At 46.9% G+C, this 21,233-nt stretch carries 16 protein-coding genes; 5 read left to right on the top strand and 11 right to left on the bottom strand.

Going from position 1 to position 21,233, the window contains the following annotated elements; all coding sequences use genetic code 11:
• Window positions 1-54 precede the first annotated feature (54 nt).
• Window positions 55-582 (top strand): disulfide bond formation protein DsbB, encoded by a 528-nt coding sequence (gene dsbB / locus KXJ80_RS10810; RefSeq protein ID WP_055646943.1) that lies wholly within the window; start codon window positions 55-57, stop codon window positions 580-582.
• Between the two features lie 156 nt (window positions 583-738).
• On the top strand, window positions 739-3,357 hold the full coding sequence (locus KXJ80_RS10805; protein WP_259474775.1) for a PAS domain-containing protein: 2,619 nt from the start codon (window positions 739-741) through the stop codon (window positions 3,355-3,357).
• A 67-nt stretch (window positions 3,358-3,424) separates the two neighbouring features.
• Here KXJ80_RS10805 and KXJ80_RS10800 read toward each other — a convergent pair whose 3' ends face one another.
• From KXJ80_RS10800 to smc, 8 genes are all read right to left on the bottom strand, one after another.
• Window positions 3,425-3,805, bottom strand: a complete 381-nt coding sequence (locus KXJ80_RS10800; RefSeq protein ID WP_241406966.1) for a SpoIIAA family protein — start codon at window positions 3,803-3,805, stop codon at window positions 3,425-3,427.
• 356 nt (window positions 3,806-4,161) lie between these two features.
• Entirely contained in the window at window positions 4,162-4,518 is a 357-nt protein-coding gene (locus KXJ80_RS10795; RefSeq protein ID WP_037419846.1) for a DUF3802 family protein, read from the bottom strand.
• Window positions 4,519-4,689: 171 nt separating this feature from the next.
• The gene (locus KXJ80_RS10790; protein ID WP_037419949.1) at window positions 4,690-5,265 is read right to left on the bottom strand and encodes a YceI family protein; all 576 of its coding nucleotides are present in this window, start codon (window positions 5,263-5,265) and stop codon (window positions 4,690-4,692) included.
• A 148-nt stretch (window positions 5,266-5,413) separates the two neighbouring features.
• A complete protein-coding gene (locus KXJ80_RS10785; protein ID WP_055648128.1) occupies window positions 5,414-5,869 on the bottom strand; it encodes a YaiI/YqxD family protein in 456 nt (151 codons plus the stop codon).
• 18 nt (window positions 5,870-5,887) lie between these two features.
• Window positions 5,888-6,526, bottom strand: coding sequence for a pyridoxamine 5'-phosphate oxidase (gene pdxH, locus KXJ80_RS10780; RefSeq protein ID WP_055648129.1), 639 nt, complete (start codon window positions 6,524-6,526; stop codon window positions 5,888-5,890).
• Between the two features lie 156 nt (window positions 6,527-6,682).
• Window positions 6,683-8,752, bottom strand: coding sequence for an NAD-dependent DNA ligase LigA (gene ligA / locus KXJ80_RS10775; RefSeq protein WP_218678707.1), 2,070 nt, complete (start codon window positions 8,750-8,752; stop codon window positions 6,683-6,685).
• A gap of 98 nt (window positions 8,753-8,850) precedes the next feature.
• Window positions 8,851-9,891, bottom strand: a complete 1,041-nt coding sequence (gene zipA / locus KXJ80_RS10770) for a cell division protein ZipA (RefSeq protein ID WP_259474774.1) — start codon at window positions 9,889-9,891, stop codon at window positions 8,851-8,853.
• A 26-nt stretch (window positions 9,892-9,917) separates the two neighbouring features.
• Window positions 9,918-13,346, bottom strand: a complete 3,429-nt coding sequence (smc, locus tag KXJ80_RS10765) for a chromosome segregation protein SMC (RefSeq protein WP_218738796.1) — start codon at window positions 13,344-13,346, stop codon at window positions 9,918-9,920.
• A 240-nt stretch (window positions 13,347-13,586) separates the two neighbouring features.
• Here smc and cysZ point away from each other — a divergent pair, with 240 nt between their 5' ends.
• The gene (gene cysZ, locus KXJ80_RS10760; protein ID WP_037426752.1) at window positions 13,587-14,366 is read left to right on the top strand and encodes a sulfate transporter CysZ; all 780 of its coding nucleotides are present in this window, start codon (window positions 13,587-13,589) and stop codon (window positions 14,364-14,366) included.
• Between the two features lie 186 nt (window positions 14,367-14,552).
• A complete protein-coding gene (locus tag KXJ80_RS10755; protein ID WP_218738906.1) occupies window positions 14,553-16,913 on the top strand; it encodes a carbohydrate binding family 9 domain-containing protein in 2,361 nt (786 codons plus the stop codon).
• A 59-nt stretch (window positions 16,914-16,972) separates the two neighbouring features.
• On the opposite strand, the gene KXJ80_RS10750 is transcribed toward KXJ80_RS10755, so the two are convergent.
• From KXJ80_RS10750 to KXJ80_RS10740, 3 genes are all read right to left on the bottom strand, one after another.
• Window positions 16,973-17,422, bottom strand: coding sequence for a hypothetical protein (locus KXJ80_RS10750; protein ID WP_218738797.1), 450 nt, complete (start codon window positions 17,420-17,422; stop codon window positions 16,973-16,975).
• A 172-nt stretch (window positions 17,423-17,594) separates the two neighbouring features.
• Window positions 17,595-18,716 carry a beta-ketoacyl-ACP synthase III gene (locus KXJ80_RS10745; RefSeq protein WP_218738798.1) on the bottom strand — a complete coding sequence of 374 codons (1,122 nt, stop codon included), beginning with the start codon at window positions 18,714-18,716 and terminating at the stop codon, window positions 17,595-17,597.
• Entirely contained in the window at window positions 18,713-20,005 is a 1,293-nt protein-coding gene (locus KXJ80_RS10740; protein WP_259474773.1) for an RDD family protein, read from the bottom strand. The genes KXJ80_RS10745 and KXJ80_RS10740 overlap by 4 nt, the downstream gene beginning before the upstream one ends.
• 246 nt (window positions 20,006-20,251) lie before the next feature.
• Between KXJ80_RS10740 and cysK the strand changes: the two genes are divergently transcribed.
• Window positions 20,252-21,220 carry a cysteine synthase A gene (gene cysK / locus KXJ80_RS10735; RefSeq protein ID WP_011622282.1) on the top strand — a complete coding sequence of 323 codons (969 nt, stop codon included), beginning with the start codon at window positions 20,252-20,254 and terminating at the stop codon, window positions 21,218-21,220.
• The last annotated feature ends 13 nt before the right edge of the window (window positions 21,221-21,233 follow it).

Here is a 21,233-nt window from a genome sequence, read left to right as displayed (position 1 = left end):
GTCAAACAAACGCCCTATCTTCAAGGGCGTTTTTTGTTGATATGGAGTTCACTTTTGACAGCATTCACTCGCTTTGCCCATTCCCGTGCATCTTGGTTTATTCTGACAGGCTCTGCGATTGTCCTTGAAGCGGCCGCTTTATATTTTCAATACGTGATGAAATTAGATCCCTGTGTGATGTGTATCTACCAAAGACTCGCTGTATTCGGTATTTTGGCTGCAGGACTTGTGGGAATGACGGTGCCAAAGTACCGTATCGTTCGAATTTTGGGTGCACTGGGTTGGGCAATAAGCGCCACATGGGGCCTAAAGCTAGCATTAGCCTTAGTGGATATGCAAAACAATCCCTCACCATTTTCTACCTGCTCGTTTTTACCCGAATTTCCAGCCTGGATGCCACTGCATGAATGGTTTCCTGCCATCATGATGCCGACGGGTATGTGTACCGATGTACCATGGCAATTTATGGGAGTGACAATGGCCGAATGGATGGTCGTTGCCTTTAGTGGTTATCTAGTGATGTTATTACTATTTATTGTGCCAATTCTCAGCGGCTCAGATAAGCCGTCACTCTATAAATAAGTTTCAATAGGCAGACTTAAGGTCTGCCTTATTTTTATGCCTCTCCATTTATAACTTTAGTTAGTGTTATGACTTAACTTTGATTTAAGCCAATGGCAATTAGATCAAAAAAAGCTAAACTGGCTCAATGATCGCGGCATTTGGACCCCGTATAACATGGATAAACGGCCTATCATTGCGCCACAAGCCTCGTTAACCCAATGGCAAAAAAGCCTGCCGTTTAAGCTCAGCTTGCTCCAACTCATCATCGCCAGCATACTGATTTTCAGTACTGCTTGGGTCATCCTTAATATCCAGACCCAACAAATCAGTGAGCAACAGACGTTGCTTAATCAGAATCACGGTCAAATAATTATTGCTAAACTGCAGGAGATGACCTCACAAGTCGAAAATCAAGTGAATGCGATTAGTCAAATCGCCATGCTCTACCGCCATGAACCTGAACAGCTCAGTAAAAGTATTCCCGTTTTACTTTCGATAGAAAGTCAAAAAGACATCATCTCTGGTGGCGGTATTTGGCCTGAGCCAGGCGCATTTAATCGGCAAAAGTTCCGTGACAGCTTGTTTTGGGCGCACAATATTCGCGGTGAGTTGGTTGCGATAGACAGCTACAACAGTGATAACTTCCCAAGTTATCACACTGAAGAATGGTATCGACCAACCCGTTTTTTCCCCGCAGGTAAAGTCTTTTGGTCTAAATCCTATGTCGATCCCACAACCCATGAACCTATGGTTACCGCATCAAGCGCCATGTGGGTAGATCATCAATTTATCGGTGCAGCTACCACGGATATTAGTCTAGAAAAACTCAACCAGCTGTTACGCAATGCCATGTTGGATGTCAGTGGCTATGTCGTGGCTATTGACCATCAAAATCAAATACTGGCTTTTCCTAATCGTGATAATACACGCCAATCTCAGTCTGATACGACACACCATTTAATGAGCTTTGATGCGTTAGCTAAAGTAGAGCACGCTTTTACTCCTATAGCATCAGCGCTTCAGTTGGCAGATCGCAGTTTTATCGACCAAGCAATTGCTGAGCGCGTTTTTACTCAAGAGCAAATGGATAATCTCACTCGATTAAGCAGCGATAATGAGCGAGAAATGCTCTCTGCAATTGTGAATGACAACGCGAAAAACCATTTCACAACCCCCCGACGTATCGCTTCAATCGCATTGACAATGGATCCTGTCCTAAAGGCGCCTTCACTCGTTTCTGTTTTTCTTATGCCCCATACTTATTGGAAAATTTTAGTCGTCACACCAGTCGCACCGTTACAAGACACCGCTAAAAAACTGATTGAAAAGGTGGGGCTTTCTTTAGTCGCAATCCAAATGCTAGGCCTTATATCCTTGTTCATACTGCAACATAGGCTAATCATGGCTCCTATAATGGAAATGGTCAGAGCGCTTAAACGCAATGACTCTGCCTCCATCGAACTCAAAGCCAAAGAGCGCCATGACGAAGTCGGATTACTCGCAAAGACTTTTTTATCGCGTACTCAACAGCTTGAAATCGCTATGGCGAGTTTAGATGCCAGCAATCTCGCACTGGAACAACAGTTACTTAGTCAACAACATGTTCAACAGGAATTGAATCGACATAAGGAACAATTAAGATCTTTATTAGACTTTGCATCTACCATCATTTATATCAAAGACTTAAATGGCAGATACACCTTGGTCAATCATAAATATTGTGAAGTACTCGGTATCGAACGGCGAAAAATTATTGGTGCCATGGATTTTGAACTCTTCCCAGCTCCTCTCGCTCAACTCTACCAACAGAACGATCAACGGGTAAACCATCGCCACGATGCTCTGCATTTTGAAGAGCCAATACCAACTCCCCGTGGTGAAATTATTTACCAGATGACTAAGTTTGATATCCGAGATGATGAAGATAATTCTATTGGCGTTGGTGCAATTGGCTTTAATGTGGATCTCAAAAAGCGCCAAGAGAAAGCACAAGAAAAACTGCTAGAACAACAACAGCAACAAATGAAGGAACAGCAACATCTAACTCAGTTAGCCCAGCAAGAACTCGCCTTAATGAGGGAGCAGATAGGTGAGCTCAATCATGAAATTACACAGCAAATCCAACTCAACCTCAATAAACAGCAAAGTCTAAAACTCATGCAGCACTTCCTCGCCGAAGTGATTAATCAAATGATGCAAGAGCAGGATCGCCTCCTCGCTCAAGTATGTCAGATTCGTCAAGATGAATATATCGACCAGTCTGCTAAAGCGGTGCATCTCATGAGTCAACAGGCCGTAAGATTAAGACAAATATCGCAGCTATTTACTGATCAACATAGTGAAATACGCCCGCTCCATTTAGCACAGTTTCTCCAACATTTGCTCAGCCTATTACAGCCACAATTACTCAAAGCACAGGTGAAAGTAAATCTTAACTGCGATGAACTATTAATTATCGATGGTAATGCTTGGCAGTATTTGCAGTTTTTCTATCGATTGCTTAATAACACTCTACAACACGCATTTAAAGAGCATCATCAACATCGCGAAATACTGTTGCAACTCGATAAACGAGGTAATGAATTACATATACTGCTACAGGATAATGGTGTGGGGATCTCGACAGCTCATCTTGAGCAACTCAGGCATGACATACTTCAAAGACAATGCACAGGAACGCTATCCTGCCTCAATTTGTGGATAAAATATGAGTTAAATGGCGAGCTAATCGTGAACAGCGAACTCAATCTAGGCACTCAAATCGAGTGCCATTGGCCGTTGGCTACGGTGTAACAGCTCTTTGCCGCCCTGCTCTATGCTTTACAAATTAAGCATCAACAATCCGAGCAGTTACTCTCTGTTACAGTGCAATCACTTTGGCGTCGTCTAGCCATTCCTTAGCCAGTACACGCTCATTTTCGCCAAAGACTTTAACCGGACAAGGCAACATAAAAGCTAACGTATTGACCATAGTCCCAAGCATTTGCGTGTCCGCAATCATCACTACCCGCGCGAAATCACTGAAATGGAACACACTGAGTAAAGCATCGTCCCAAAGTGCTCCAACTGTAATACCCATAAAATCAGCACTAAATTCATACCATAAACGAATACAAGCATGATCCAATAACTTGGCTTCAATGGCCGGAAACAAAATGGTTTCAATATCCTGATGCGTTACCTGACCGGAAACAGCAATGGTTAATAAATCATCGGCATAGCTAGGACATATGGTTAACATCATGCATCTCCCTTCGTATATCACCCAAAAATATCGTTATAGAGTAAAGATATACCCTGTAAGCAAAGATGCTTAAACAACTGGTGATTTTTCTACGACTCGGAAAGCAAAATAAGCAGAGTGATAGCTTATCTCCCCTAACCACATAGGCTTTTGTGCGAATATCGACAGAAAACAGAAAAATGAGCACAAAGGGTTGTTACTAACAACGGCAATCAATCCAGTGTGAAGAGACAAGCCATGATGGAAAAACCAATATGCAATTGCTGAAGGCAAGGAACGGGATTAAAACACGACTCCAATTCCCAAGAGCTAACGACAAGCAATGGGAGTAACCCGATGACTAGACTCAAACATTAAGCATGGGATTGAAATTTTGCGATCTCTTGATCGAATAAATTTTTGATGAGTCCTGAAAATTCAGTGATAAACAGCGTTTGCTCAGGTGTTGCCCTATGATTGGCTACAGAGGCGAGAATTTCCTCGAGATCATACACAATGGCATCGACCTCACGGATAATGGTATTACGCTCACTAAAGGAGAGTGACGGATTTTGACCACAGACCATAATAATCTGCGCGGATAATTGTTCCTCAAACAATTCCATCACAGTATCGTCGGACACATTTTGGGTATCAGGCGTTTCGAACAAGCCAAGATGCTCAGTCAAATACTGGATTAAATGCATGTAACCGTCTTTATCTGTGACCATTTTTAACCCTTAAAACAACTAAATCGAGCGCCATTAAGGACACTGTTAACATCTAAAAAGCCTCAACATCCACCCATTAAGTGGTCAGTATGAGCATTATACGTCAGCCACCTCATAACCTTATCTTAAATACAACAGCTGACGTATTGATCTAAACCAATCTTATTGTTGTTACTGAGTTAAGGTTAGTACAAACGACACCGGAACGGCTTGGCTAATACTAGATAAACCTGCAATATCACGCAACTTATCAACCCCTGCAACCAAGCCAAATTCATTGGCATTGATAATTATCGGCTGAAAACTACTAACCATCAGTTTATTATCAGATACTTTGGTCAAAATTACCGAAAAAGTTTTTGTTTGCTGTTTTCCATGCAGGGCAATTTTGCCCTCGATGTCAACAACCTTTGACTCATCCACTGCAAGCGCTTTGAGCATTTGACTATCGACTTGGGCACTCAAGTTAAGTTCAGGATACAATGACACTTCAAACAATAAGTGCTGCATACGCTCATCACGCACATCAATACCCGTTGCTACGCTTATCAGCGGAATTGTTAGCTCAAATTGGCCAGTATCCTTCAGAGTACCTTTTAGCTGCTTAAAATGATGAACCTCAGCAATATCCCCCTTTTTTACCGACACGAAACTGACCCTAGAATCCTGCTCAATCACTTGCCATTGGGCAACGGAGCTGAAGCTGATCAACGTCGATAATGCCGCGATTCCTATCCATTTATTCATCGTATCCATCCTCAATTGTGAGTTGTAAGACCCAGCAGCAGCTCCTTGTTATGAAGTACAAAGCTGCTCAGCACTTAGCAAACCGTGACAAAGATCACCTAAGCTTCACTAAAGATACTCTTTTTATTGATTAGCGACCAGTGAACTATCATTTTACCCGCACAAGCCATTTGTCTAAACTATTGGCAAAAGCCTGCTTATCGGCCGCAGACAAAGTATCAGGTCCACCTGTATGTACACCCGATGAACGTAAATCTTCCATAAAATCACGCATCGTAAGCTTTTGGCGAATATTGTCAGTGGTGTAGAGTTCACCGCGGGGGTTGAGCGCCAGCGCGCCCTTTTCGATCACTTGCGCCGCCAACGGGATATCGGCAGTGATGACTAAATGTGTGGCCTCAACATGGTCGACAATGTATTGATCCGCCACATCAAAGCCTGAGCCAACACGCACTTGACTGATATACGGTGACGGTGGCACCCGTAGCATTTGGTTCGCCACCAGCACTAGCGGCAGCGCCTTTCGCTCAGCTGCGCGAAATAAAATCTCTTTAATTGGGTTTGGGCAAGCATCGGCATCCACCCAAATCTTATACTGTTCCACATTAAGCTCCTAAAGCCATTAGGGTGCTAAACGGTCAATCATCCATTCATCCGCTTGGCGAGTGTAGAGAAAGCGGTCATGCAAGCGATGCTCTCCACCTTGCCAAAACTCAATACTTGACGGCTTAACTAAGTAACCGCCCCAAAAGCTCGGCAATGGTACATCGCCCTTAGCAAATTTCGCTTTCATTTCAAAGAACTTACCTTCGAGCACTTGTCTGGCACTCAGTTTGCTCGACTGCTGCGAAACCCAAGCGGCAATCTGGCTATCCTTGGGGCGGGTCATAAAGTATTTCAGCACTTCGGCGGTAGAAAGCGGCTGCGCCTCACCGAGAATCGACACTTGGCGTTCAATCGGATGCCAAGGAAAATGTAGACTCACTTTATTATTGGCCGCAATCTGCTGTGCCTTGCGACTGCCCAAGTTAGTGAAGAACACAAAACCTGTTTCATCAAAACGCTTTAACAGTACAATTCGTTGAAAAGGTTGGCCATGTTCATCCACTGTGGCAACACACATCGCGGTAGGATCACTCAGCTGCGCATCTCTGGCTTGTGTCATCCACAATTCAAATAACTGCATCGGGTTTTGGGGTAAATCGGCGCGTCTTAAGCCACCTTTGGTGTATTCACGGCGAATATCACTGAGATCTGTCATAGGTTTTCCTTTTTATAAGCGCACAATGATTGCTATCGGTGCAATCCGCTGATAGATCAAGTTTATCATGGCTCCGCCAGAAAACCGCGCCCAATCAAGATGAACCCTCAACAAAAACGCCTTGCTAAGCAAGGCGTTTTACTCATCAAATCAAACTTAGGTATTGGCAGCGAGCAGCGCGAGCAATTCGTCTTCGCCAATCACCTTCACGCCTAGCTCCTGCGCTTTGGCAAGCTTGGAGCCTGCAGCTTCACCCGCCACTAAGCAATCGGTATTTTTCGACACACTGCCCGCGACTTTGGCGCCTAAGGCCTGTAACTGCGCCTTAGCATCGTTACGGTTGAGTTGATTTAAGGTACCCGTTAACACCCAAGTCTGCCCCTTCAATGGTTGTTCATCGGCACTTGGCGCTGCAATCGCAGGCCAGTTGACACCAGCCGCAATCAAAGCATCGATCACCTCTAGGTTATGGGGCTGAGCAAAGAAATGCGCTACGTGCTGGGCAACCACTTCACCAATATCTTCAACTTGAATGAGTTGCTCAATGGTAGCTACGCGCAGTGCCTCTAGACTACCAAAGTGAGTCGCAAGGTTCGCCGCTGTGGCCTCCCCCACCTCTCGAATGCCTAAGGCATAGAGGAAACGAGGCAAAGTCGTGGTTTTAGCCGCTTCAATCGCCAGCGCAAGATTGGTGGCCGACTTCATTCCCATACGGTCCAGCATAGTCATCATAGAGGCGGTAAGTTTAAATAAGTCCGCCGGGCTTTGAACCAACTCCTTATCAATCAACTGCTCGACGATTTTATCGCCCATGCCGTCGATATCTAATGCCTTACGGGAGGCAAAATGTTTGATCGCCTCTTTACGCTGCGCCTCACAGAATAAGCCGCCGCTACAACGCGCCACGGCCTCACCTTCTAATCGCTCAACCAAACTGCCGCAAACGGGACAATGTTGCGGGAAGGTAATCGCCTTAGCATCTTCAGAGCGACGCTCTGGCACTATGGCCACAATTTGCGGGATCACATCGCCGGCGCGGCGGATAATCACGGTATCGCCCACCATCACACCTAAACGCTCGATTTCATCGGCATTGTGCAAAGTGGCGTTCGATACCGTCACGCCGCCGACAAACACAGGTTTTAGGCGTGCGACCGGCGTCACCGCGCCGGTGCGGCCCACTTGAAAATCTACGCCTTCGAGCAGCGTCATTTCTTCTTGCGCGGGGAATTTATAGGCAATTGCCCAGCGGGGAGATTTGGCCACAAACCCTAAGGTTTGCTGCTGTGCGATATCGTTCACCTTCATTACCACACCATCGATTTCAAAGGGTAAATCGCTGCGGCGAGTCAATATATCTTGATAGTAGGCAAATACTTGGCTGAGTTCGTCGCAGACTTTAATCTCGCTACTGACTGGCAGCCCCCAAGATTTAAGTTGCTGCAATTGCTCGTAATGCGTCTTAGCTAACTCGTGGGAAGTCGGCTCCACCACACCTAAGGCGTAGGCATAAAAAGACAGCGCCCGTGACGCGGTAATTTTACTGTCGAGCTGACGTAAGCTGCCCGCCGCCGCATTACGCGGATTCACAAACAGTTTTTCATCCTTTAAGCGTGCACGCTCATTTAGCGCCTCAAATGCCGCCTTGGGCATAAAGGCTTCGCCGCGCACTTCAACCAATTCGGGATAGTTGTCACCACGCAGTTTGAGCGGAATAGACTTAATGGTTTTAACGTTTTCGGTAATATCTTCGCCAACGGTACCATCGCCACGGGTCGCGGCGCGCTCAAGCAGCCCATTGCGATACAAAATGCTCACCGCCAAACCATCGAGTTTCGGCTCACAGCAAAAACTCACTTGCCCCACTCTGTCGCTGACACGCTTATGAAATGCGCTAAAGTCCGCCTCATCGAAGGCATTATCAAGACTTAACATGGGTTTAAGGTGAGTAATTTGTTCAAACTTTGCCAGCGCCATGCCGCCCACTCTTTGGGTAGGCGAATCGGCAGCAACAAACTGAGGATACTCGGCCTCAAGCTGTTTCAGCCGCTGCATTAATCTGTCGTATTCTGAGTCAGTAATGCTTGGCGCATCGTCGACATAGTAACGAATATTGTGTTCATTCAGAGATTGGCAGAGCGCCTGCATCAATGGCTGCGCATTTTCCGACGTAACAGCTTGTGAAAGCAGTTCAGATAGGCGTTTATCGAGTTGAATGTCTTGCATATTCATTATCCAGAATTCTTAAGCATCAAAAAGTTGCAAAAAATGAGGCCGCATTTAGCGGCCCCATCTGTCCATCACCGCGGTCTCGCGGCGGTGCATTAAGCGTTTGCGCGAATGCGGTGTAAATAATCTTGCTTAGTAAACTCGCCCCAAGGTTGACGCTGACCATCGAGCACAACCGCGTCGATATCATCCGCCAATTGGCGCGCCGAGTTAAGCATGATAGAGAAATTCATTAGCGCATCGCCGTAGCAAGGTAAAGTCATAAAGAACACCACGCCTTGGGTGCTGAATTGTTCCATATTGTCTGGGTCAAAAACACCAGGTTTTACCATATTAGCAATGGAGAACAACACCTTATCATTACCCGCATTATCCACATGACGATGGAAAATATTCATATCGCCATATTTAAAGTTAAGGGTTAAAAAGCAAGGTAATAATTCGGCACCATTAAGTTGCTGACCTTCTTTCGCCACTACGTGCAGTACGAGTACATCACGTGGTTCACCTAAATCATCATCGGCCTGTTCAACGGCTTTAGGTTGCTCTTCTTCATACGCCTCTTCATCATCAAACAACGCGGTTTGGGTAGGCATTTGCACTTGGGCACGTTGCTCTTCAGCCGCCTTTTGCGCCACTATCGCCGCATGGGATTGGCCAACGTGAGCTTGATTTAAATGCGCTGTATGGCTTTGCAATACTGGCTCTTGGCGCGATGCTTTAGGGCCGCGGTGTTGCTCTTTCACACTCGGTGATTGCAAATTAAAGTCGGGCTGCGCCATGCTTGGTTCTTGCTTAAACAGTGGTTTAGGTTCAACTTGAACGGGTTCCACTGGTTGCGGTTGTGCTTTGGCTTCTTGCTTTAAATAAGGGTTAAACGCAGGTGCCTCTGGGGTATGAGCTTCATTCGCTTTACGAACTCTGACGGCGCCTATACCATCGGCGTCGAAACCATCGGCATCGATACGCTTGGGGGCAGCCTCGCCACGCTCTGCCTGCTTTTTGTAGAAATTGCCCATCGGACTATCTTTCAATGACTTAGGCTGTTGTCTTCTGATAGACCAAAATCCATGCACCAGCACAGCAACTATGGCTATGGCGCCTAAAACGAACAAAACTAGTTGCAAATCTTCCATTGGTTACCCTGTCTTTCTTCTAGTTATCACGCGTCGGCCATCGCCACCGCTTGCTCTAAATCTACTGCGACTATACGGGATACACCCGGCTCATGCATAGTCACACCGATAAGTTGATCAGCCATCTCCATCGTAATTTTGTTATGGCTGATATAGATAAACTGTACGCTCTGCGACATCTCCTTCAATAATCGGCAGAAACGTTCTACGTTGGCATCGTCTAAGGGCGCATCCACTTCGTCTAACATACAGAAGGGAGCTGGATTCAACCTGAAAATCGCGAATACCAATGATAAAGCCGTTAGGGCTTTTTCACCACCGGAAAGAAGATGGATTGTGCTGTTCTTCTTACCTGGCGGCTGGGCCATGATGGTCACGCCCGTTTCTAATAAATCGTCTTCCGTTAGCGCAAGGTAGGCACGCCCGCCACCAAACACCTTGGGGAACAATCGCCCTAAATCCTCGTTGACAGCATCAAATGTGGCTTTAAAGCGGGTGCGGGTCTCCTTATCGATTTTACGAATGGCTTCTTCTAGTGTTGCAAGCCCTTTATTGAGATCTTCATCTTGATGATCCAAATAGGATTTTCGCTCACTTTGTTGCTCAAATTCTTCGATCGCCGCGAGGTTTATCGCACCTAAACGGATAATTTTTTGCCGGATCTGATCCAAATCACGCTGCCACTTATCTGGCTGACCATCGCTAGGCAGCGAATCAATCACCTGAGCAAGCACAATTTGCTGTTCCGCCAGGGCTGCCAACTGGCTGTCAGCCTGCCCTTTTAATCCCTCACGACGTAACTTTAACGTGCTGAGGCTTTGAGTCAAGCCCTCAAGCTTACCAAGCTCTTGTTTTTGCTTTAATCCTATACTGTTTAGCGTTTCAGTGAGCGAACTTTGTTGTGCCCTGAGCGTTTTAAGTGCCTGTTGCTGACTCTGTTGCTGATTGAGTAGCTGCGCCAGTTGTTCACTCAGCTTTGCCGTTTGCTGATCACCCTGCTGTGCGACAACACTGGCAAGTTGGGCTGACAGTGTTTCCTGTGAGTGGACTAATTCACTGACACGTACCCGCTGTAATTCAATTTGTTCTGTGCTCACCGCCATCCGAGTAGTGACCGATTGCAGACTAGCATTGAGACTCGCTAAGCGGCGCTCGGCATCGCTAATTTGTGCCTTTAGCGCTTGGTGACGTGCTAAATCCCCTTGGGCTTCAAGGCTTTGTTGTTGCTGTTTCTCAAGGCTTAACGCTAGCGCCTCCGCCAATTCATCCTCTTGTTCCGAAAGCAGCATTAACTGCTCAGCCAGCTCGGCTAACTCATTGCGCGTTCGCGCAACGGTTTCTGCTAGTTGTCCCCGTTTAACTTCGCGCTGCTTGGCCTGGGCCTCTACGTTATTAAGCTGGGTAGATTTGGTGGCTTTATCGAGCTGTAATTGGTGTAAGCGTTTGATACCTTGGCTTAAGCTGTCACGCACTTGGGTTAATTGCTGCGCCAACGCATCGAGCTTTGACTGCTGTATTACCCGCGCCTGCTCACACTCATTAATCGCTTCGCTTAATTGAGTTTGTTCTTTACTCAGTTGCACTAACGATTGGCTATTGTCTTGTTTGGCAATCAAAAAACCTTTGCCGAGCAGATAACCATCAGCGGTCACAATTCGCTCATCGGCCGCCAAGCTCGACAGCTGTGCTTGTGCGCTGGCCAGATTATCGGCCCATTTAAGTCCCTTAAGCCAAGGGGCAAGGTTCAATTTTGTCCCTAAGATGGGAGAACCATCGAGATGCGCATCCGCCGCCAAGGCAGCATCGGCATAAAACCCTATCTCATTGGCGTCAACGCCCACGGGCAGCGTCATTAATCCCTGCAGCGCCAGCTCTGCCGCGGCTTCCCAGCCGTTTTCCACTTGAATGCTTTGCCACAGCTGCGGCTTATCACTTAACTCTTCTTGTTTTGCCAGCCATTGTTCAACCAGTTCGAAGCGCGCCCGCATCGAAGTTAAACGCTGCGATAACAGCTCAAACTCACCTCGCGCCAAATCTAACGCGTGAGTATCGGTAGCCAGAGTGGATTCAAACTCTTGATTAATTGCAACTTGTTCAGCTAATGCTTGCTCTAACTGGGTAATCTCGTCATTGAGTGATGCGCTGTTATCTTCAAGGGCATGCTCATTGAGTGAGGCTAACTCTTGCTGTTGTTCTTGGTGTAACTGGGTTTTATGGGCATTTAATTGCTGCTGATGCGCCAGTTTGCTGCGGTGTAATTCTAATTGCAGCTTATGCTGAGCGGTTGCCGCCGCCAGCACTCTGGCGCTTTCACTCTGTGCCTCACTGCGCGAAACACTCATCTCCCACTGGGCTTGCAGCTCATCGAGCATTTCTTGCTGCAACTCATGTTGCGGCGCAAGTTGGCTAAGCTCTAGCTCAAGCGCTTGAAAACTGGCTTGATAAGCGGCTAATTTGGCTTGGTTTTGGGTGATTTGCTCGCTCAATTGCTCGAGCTGAGTATTTAGCTGGGCGTCGCGCTGCTTTTGGCTCTGTAACTGTTGCTCAAGCTTTGCGATTTCAGTACCCGTTAGATAATAGGCTTCGACCGCCTGCTGCTCTTGCTCGGCTAACTGTGAAAGCGTAACTTGCAGCTCAGTGCTTTCTAACTCACTAGTTTGCGCTAAGGATTGCGCTGCCGCTTGTTGCAGCTCGAGCGAGCTAATCTGCTCCGATAAACTCGTCATCTGGCTTTGCAGCTCTTGGTAGCGCATCACCAGCAATTCAGCATGGGTTTTACGCTCAGCCTGCTTTAGCTCGCGATATTGTGTTGCGGCTTTAGCCTGCTGACTGAGCTTTTCCAGTTGTTTGGCTAACTCACTGCGAATATCCCCTAAACGCTCTAAGTTTTCACGGGTGTGACGAATACGATTTTCCGTTTCACGCCGCCGTTCTTTATAGCGAGAAATCCCCGCAGCCTCTTCGATAAAAGTACGTAAGTCTTGGGGTTTAGATTCGATTAAACGTGAAATCGTGCCCTGTTCGATAATGGCATAGCTGCGCGGTCCAAGCCCGGTGCCCATAAATAGATCTGTGATGTCTTTGCGGCGACACTTTTGGCCGTTGAGAAAATACCAAGACTCGCCGTCACGGCTCACCTGACGTTTTACCGAGATTTCTTCATAACTGGCGTATTGGCCCGCAAGGCGGCCTTCTTTATTTTCAAACACCAGTTCAACGCCTGCCACAGACACAGGTTTACGGGCGCTGGAGCCGTTAAAAATCACGTCACTCATGGAGTCGCCGCGCAAATGTTTGGCCGAGCTTTCGCCTAACACCCAGCGCACAGCGTCAATCACGTTCGATTTACCGCAGCCATTTGGGCCAATAATGGCGCTTAATGCCTGTAAAAACGGAATTTTGGTGGGATCGACAAACGACTTAAAGCCGGCAAGTTTTATTTGTTTTAATCTCATAGTGCCAGTTAGCGCGTCTCAGTTTAAAAAGCCATCAGGGCGATGGCAGATATCGGTGCAGGCCAATATTAGCCCGAGTCGTGTCATAGAATTCTGAGGCCAACTTTAGCAAAGCAAGCTGCATTTTGTAACGCTTTTTATTGAATTCATGCGGCTTTTAGCTTGTCATCTCGCGACGAGTTGATCACAATCGCAGTTATCTGTCTCCCGCGCTGTATCTCAACTTTTTGGAATGACGATATGACACAGAAATTTCCCTCGCCCTCACAGGCTAAAAGTGGTGTGAATTATTTTCTCGATGGCTTTGGTTTGATCACACGTAAAGGTCTTCGTACTTTTGTATTTATTCCTTTAATGATTAACCTGTTACTTTTTGCCGCCGTAATTTATGTGGCTGTCGGTCAGCTCGATCTGCTCTTTACTTGGATGAATGCCCAACTGCCTGAGTATTTAAGCTGGCTTAACTTTCTGCTCTGGCCACTGGCGGTTGTCACTATGTTGGTGATGCTAGCCTTTGTGTTTAGCTCAGTGATGAACTGGCTAGCCGCGCCTTTTAATGGCTTACTGGCCGAAAAGGTTGAACAACTATTAACCGGCAAACCCATGCATACCGGTTCAGGCATGGACTTAGTCAAAGACTTACCGCGCATTCTTGGCCGTGAATGGATCAAGCTGAAATACTATCTGCCCCGTGCATTGGTATTTTTACTGCTATTTTTAGTGCCAATGGTCGGGCAAACCTTGGCGCCTATTCTGTGGTTTTTATTCAGCGCTTGGATGATGGCGATTCAATACTGCGACTATCCCTTCGATAACCACAAGGTGAGCTTCAAGGATATGCGCTTTGCACTGAATCAAACCCGCGGCACCAGTTTCAGCTTTGGCGCAACAGTGACACTGTTTTCGATGATCCCTGTGGTGAACTTTATTGTGATGCCTGTGGCTATTTGTGGCGCCACCGCCATGTGGGTCGATAAGTACCGTGAAGCCTACCGTAATCCTGTGGTCGCACCTGAATAATCCTCCTTATCGCACTGGATGCATGCCATCCAGTGCGCTTTGGCTCTAACTCAATCCAATTTAAATACAATCCTTGTAACAATTACTCATTCTTGTTAACTCAAAACTTCTGGCACACTGCGCGTAATTTACGGATTATTTTGGGCCCAGTTGTTGAAGACGTTTCTCCCCTTTCTGCTATCGAGCATGATGTTTCTGAGCTTACCGAGTCAGGCCGGCTCAGTTAGCCAATTTCAGTTAACGATTCCAACCTTAACGGATACCGCCGAGATTGATGGTGAATTTGATGAGGCAGTGTGGCAGCAGGCGGCGCTGGCCGAGTTACGCTATGAGACTCAGCCCGGAGAAAACACTGCCGCTCCGGTTTATACCGAGGCCAGAATCTACGCCACCCAAACCAGCCTATTTGTGGCCTTTATCGCCAAAGACAGTCAGCCTCAACGCATTCGTGCCACTCTCAAGGACAGGGATAATCTCTGGGGTGATGATCTGGTGGGGATCAAACTCGATACCCTCAATAACGCACGCTTGGCCTATCAGTTTTTTATCAACCCGCTGGGCGTGCAACTAGACTCGATAGAGAATGAACTCACTGGCGAAGAGAGCGAAGCGTGGGATGGTATTTGGAAAACCGCCGGTAAAATCACCGCCGATGGCTATCAGGTGGAAGTCGAACTGCCATTACGGCTATTCAACTTTGACGATAAAAAGCCTATTCAAGACTGGGGATTTGAGCTTATTCGCTACTATCCACGTAATGAAAACCATCGTCTCTCCACCCATAAAATTGACCGCAACATCAGTTGCCAGCTCTGTCAGCTCGGTGTCGCCACAGGTTTAGCTTCAGCCAAGCAAGGGCAAGATCTGCAAATTACTCCCGCTTTTGTAGCAACTCGCAATGAACATAAAACTGCACATGGTTGGCAAACAGATACGGACTATGAACCGGGGTTTGATTTACGCTGGGGAATGAATGCCCGCACCTTGTTGAATGCAACCATTAACCCCGATTTCTCTCAAGTCGAATCCGATGCTGGTCAGCTCGATATTAACAGTACTTTCGCATTGTTTTACGACGAAAAACGCCCCTTCTTCCTCGATAATAAAGACTACTTCGATACCCAAGTGAATCTGCTACATACCCGCAATATCGTATCGCCGGATTACGGACTCAAACTCACCAGCCAAACCGAGCAACACACCTGGGCACTGCTGGCCGCCAATGACAGCCAAGCCACCTTTTTAATGCCGGGTAATTTAAGTTCAGAGGTCGCCTCATTAGCAGAGGAAAGCCTCAATCTGGCTGCGCGTTACCGCTTCGATATGGATAAAACCTTTTCCTTTGGGGGTCTTATTACGGCCAAGAGCAGTGCCGACAATCAACTGACTGAATTTGCTGCACAAACCGATGATAATAATGATTACCACAATTATGTGATAAGTTTAGATGCCAAATACCAGCCTACTGAGCAAGATATACTTACTGCTCAGGTCGCCCATTCCCAGACACGTTACCCCACAGCCCTGTACCAACAATTTTGTGGCAATGTGGAGGGAGAACTCACAGAAGGGCTACTCTGCGGTCAAACACCCTTAAACTGTGAATTTGGCCTATGCCAAGTGAATGAACAAGTATTACGTAGCCAATCAGATGAAGATTTTAGTGGCGCCTTGTATCAACTTACCTATGAACACAATGCCCGCGATTGGTTTGCCTACAGCGAATATCACGATGTTTCCCCTCATTTTCGTGCCGATTTGGGCTTTGTAGAGAAAATTGACTATCGCACCTTTATGGCTGGCGGTGGCTTAATTTGGTATCCGCAAGTGGTGTTTAACAAGATAAAATTTGGCGGTGACTGGGATATCACCCACAATCAAGCGGGAGAACAGCTCGAGCAAGAATTTGAGATCTTTTGGGAAATGTATGGCGCACTACAAAGTGAATTGTCCTTTGGGGTAGAAACCCGTGAGCGGGTCGGACCACGCCATAATACAGCGCAACTCGCCGTAATAGGTAACAGCAATCAATATGAGGAAACTCAAGGCTGGCTTTATGGAGCCATTACGCCGATTTCAGCCCTCAGCCTTGAGCTGGAGATCCATTACGGCGATGAGATTGATTTTCTCAATGATAGATTAGGCACAAAGACCTTAATCAATCCAATATTGAACTGGAAAATCGCCAACGGTTTATCGGTGGAGATTTCTCATCTTTATCAACATATGGAGGTCGAGCAGGATAAACTCTTTACCGCAAACCTTTCGGATGTGCGCCTGCACTGGCAACTGAGTCTGCAGAGCTTTATTCGCCTATCGAGCATTTACACCCAAATCGAGCGTAATCTTACGCAGTATTTGTATTCGTCGCCCGATAGCGAAGCGGCGCACTTAGGCAATGAAATCCTCTACGGCTACAAACTTAATCCCCAGAGCGTGTTCTATTTGGGCTATTCCGACAGTTTAACCTCGGATGATGAACTCACGCGGCTCACTCGGGACGAGAAGACCTATTTTATGAAGCTAAGCTACGCTTGGTTGCTCTAGGCTGAAAGGTTTAGCATAAAGCCCACAACAAGGCTTGTGGGCTTAAATCGGGATTCTAACTAAGACTCATGGATACCCAATAAGCTTGGGCTGGGAAGCGCAATCCCCATTGCGGTGAGCTCCACTCCCCAATGCCGCAGCAGCGCAAGATACGCCTGTTCAAAGGGATAGCGTGGCCGCGGGAATGCCCACGCTGAAGGAAAACACCATTCCTCCTCACTCTCATCAATCGCTAAATAGGCGGCAAAATCATGCTTTGTCTCGCTCAGCGCAGCGATTAAATTCGTCGCCATCGCGACCCTGTGGACGGAGGTAAATCCCAACTGTTCACCAAACTCATCAAATACATAAGCATCGTACAGCGCTTGCAGCTGCGCGGGATCTAAAGGATCGTAGCGATTGAGTATTTCCCCGAGCGTTTCCTCGCGGTCATAACAATTAAAGGCGCCAAGAAACCAGCCAGGATTGGGATGGAACGGAATATCCGAATCGGGATAAAAAAGCGTCATCGTTATTGGCTCTGGTATCTGAATTGAGGCTATAAAGAAAGTGCTATCAAGACTGCAAACGGTCTAGTACTGATTAAAGGCATTTTCGGTTAAGGTACGGCATCAAGCCGTTTAACCAATGTGCTGATATAAAAGCAAAAGCCCCATTGCTGGCAATGGGGCTTTTGTCGATTTAGCGTTTTTGCAAAATCACACTACCGATGGAGTAACCCGCACCAAAAGAGCTTAATAGCCCTAAATCGCCCGCATTAAAGTCAGCGGAATATTTATGGAAAGCAATCACAGAGCCAGCGGAAGCGGTATTGGCATACTCATCGAGCACCACGGGTGCCTGATCGGGCGTCACCTCATCACCTAGTAGTTTTTTCACCACAAACAGGTTCATATTGATGTTGGCTTGATGCAACCACAAACGCTTAAAGGACTGCGGCGTGAGGGATTGCTCGGCCAGATGCTCATCTAAATGCTGATAAATCATCGGCAACAGTTCTTTAAAGACTTTGCGTCCCTGTTGGTGGAATAGCTTATCTGCCTGATGCGCCGAGCTTGGATCGCAGCGATTGAGAAAGCCAAAATTACTGCGAATATTGTTCGAGTAGTCGGTAAAACAACGGCTTGAAACAATATTAAAGCCCTTATTAGCGGCCACTAGGCTTTGCTCTTCAAGCACCATAGCGGTCGCGACATCCCCGAAGATAAAGTGACTATCACGGTCACGATAGTTAACCTGCGCCGAACAAATTTCGGGATTAATCACTAACACGCGCGACGCCGAGCCCGTCACAATCGCATTGGCGGCAGCCACAATGGCAAAGGTGGCCGAAGAACAGGCAACCTGCATATCATATCCATAGCCACGGGTACCGAGTGCCCGCTGGATTTCAATCGCCATCGCCGGGTAAGCGCGCTGCGTATAAGCACAGGCAACGATCACTAAATCGATTTGCTCGGCCTTCACGTCCGCTTGTTTCAGTGCCATCAATGCCGCCTCAACCCCAATTTCGGCCTGCATGGATAACTCGTCACTGCTGCGCTCAGGGATAAGCGGCATCATGATTTCAGGATCGAGAATACCGTCTTTAACCATCACATATCTGTGCTTGATGCCCGAGGCTTTCTCGATAAACTCACTGGAAGAATAAGACAGCGGCGCGACATGGCCCTGCTCAATTAATCCTGCATTTTCAAGGTTAAACATATCTACATAGGCGTTGAAGCTCTCCACCAAAGCTTCATTTGAAATACTGTGTGGCGGCGTAAATAAACCGCTGCCAGAAATAACGACCTGTTTCATAGGTGCTCCGAACGGGTGCTTGTTGTAAGGTGAGCAGACGTCGCATTATTCTGTGTTGGCACGGCGGCTAATGCGTGTTCAGCCTGCGCCTGTTGCTGCTCTAATTGTTGCTTTTTATGCATTTGCGCTAAGTCTATCACGACTGTGGAAGATATTTTATCTTGGATCCCCTGCCGATTGGCATCCCAAAAGATCTGGATAAAGCCAAGTAAGCCTGTCGTAAAGCCCGCCGCATAGCCACCATAACGGCCAAAAGCGGTCCAGAGGCTGATTTTAGCGCCATCAAGTTGAATAACGCGAATACCTAATAGTTTTTTACCTAAGGTCTGACCATCAAATTTGGCGGTAAACACGGTAAAGTAAAATGCTGCCCAACCAAACCCTAAGCCCATATCGCTCATAAAGCCTTTAATCCACGCCAGCACACTGCGGGTATCACTTTCTTCCTCATCGGCGTTTTCGATGTTGTTACTTTCCGCTTGACGCACGGAATTAAGATCTCCATCTGCGGCTTGTTTATCGGTATGCGCGTTAGCTAATCCATCGGCTTGTGGTTCAGACACTGGGTTCGCCCCACGTTCAAGCTTGTCATCAAGCAAATGACTTGGCTTTGGTGATTGTGAGGGTGTTGTTGAATCCGTGGCTGAATCGAGAGTAACTTCAAACACTTTCACCTCGGGCCAGAGAGTGCCCGCCATGATTTCATCACGTAACTGTGTTTTATCAGCCTCGGATAAATCCGTGCTCGCTAAAGCATCTAATACCATATCGCGGCGCTCAGCTGCCGCCATGCCCTCAATGGGTACATTTTCCAGTGTCTGAGTTTCGAGCGTCTGTTGCAAAGAACGGATTTGTTCACGGGCACAATCCGTATTTTCACAGAGTCCGAGGGAGACAAGACCAGGAATCGCCTTAACAACAGCCTTACTATCCTGGGGTGCGGAGACCTTTTCGCGGGTGGATTGATTGGATTGATGCAAATCCCACAAATTCCCCGCCGAGCTAAAGAGCATTAACCCTAGCATGGCAGCATAGAGGCCCCATTTGAGAAAGCGCCCAAACTGCCGGCTACGTTTTTCGATATAAATAATCCCCACCACCAGCAGAACAAACAGCCAATCCATTTGCTCGGCTAAAATAGTGATAAATAAACCATCGATTAATATCGCTAGCGCCCGCTTAAATGGTGTTGCTAACGGGGTATAAAGTACCGATTCGGCAATAGTAAATGCCTTAGGGGTGACCATAGTTCTAGGATCTTTGCCCAAATCTGTTTGTTGTTGCTTCATAATGGTTGAAATCCGATTCCGATAAGCGCTTTTATCACCAAAACATCAAATGACTGTTCTCGTTCTATTGCAATTTTTATTGATGTTAGCAAGAGGTTAACACAGTTAAACCCACGACCAATCTGGCTTTACGAATAACAGCAACATCTTTAATAACTAAATCGAATAAAGAAGAACAAACAATCACTTCTAAATACGCCACAGGCGATTATGATTCAATAGTGCAAACATAGGAGCAAGCAATCCATGAGCAAAATTTTCGAAGACAATTCATATACTATTGGCAACACTCCGTTAGTGCGTTTAAACCGCGTAAGCCAAGGTAAAGTGCTAGCAAAAGTCGAAGCACGTAATCCAAGTTTCAGTGTCAAATGCCGTATCGGTGCCAATATGATTTGGGATGCCGAGAAAAAAGGCCTGCTCACCAAAGATCATGAACTGATTGAGCCTACCTCAGGTAACACCGGGATTGCCTTAGCTTATGTAGCCGCCGCCCGTGGTTACAAGCTGACGTTAACGATGCCAAACACTATGAGCCTAGAGCGTCGTAAGCTGCTTAAAGCCTTAGGTGCAAACCTTGTACTGACTGAAGGCGCAAAAGGCATGAAAGGTGCGATTGATAAAGCGGAAGAAATCCGTCAATCAGCGCCTGAAAAATACATTATGCTGCAACAGTTTAATAACCCTGCTAACCCAGAAATCCATGAAAAAACCACAGGTCCAGAGATTTGGAACGATACCGATGGTGCTGTGGATGTGTTTGTTGCGGGTGTAGGTACTGGCGGTACCATTACAGGTGTGAGCCGTTACCTGAAGAAAGTTGCAGGCAAAGCCATTACTTCTGTCGCGGTAGAACCCGCAGATTCACCAGTTATCACCCAAACCTTAGCGGGATTACCCGTACAACCTGGTCCACACAAAATTCAAGGTATTGGCGCAGGTTTTATCCCTGGTAACTTAGATCTTGAGTTAATCGACCGCGTTGAAACCGTCACTAACGATGAAGCTATCGACATGGCACGCCGCTTAATGCAAGAAGAAGGCATTTTAGTCGGTATTTCTTCGGGCGCTGCTGTGGTTGCTGCTAACCGTATCGCTGCCCTGCCAGAGTTTGCGGATAAAAACATTGTGGTTATCCTGCCTTCGGCTGCCGAGCGTTACTTATCATCAGTATTGTTCCAAGGCCAATTTGGCGACGAAGAAAATATTCAGTAATCTCATCGCTTGT

Source organism: Shewanella xiamenensis (assembly GCF_024971755.1).
In the GTDB taxonomy this organism is placed as follows: domain Bacteria; phylum Pseudomonadota; class Gammaproteobacteria; order Enterobacterales; family Shewanellaceae; genus Shewanella; species Shewanella xiamenensis.
This window is presented reverse-complemented; position numbering and strand designations above follow the sequence as displayed.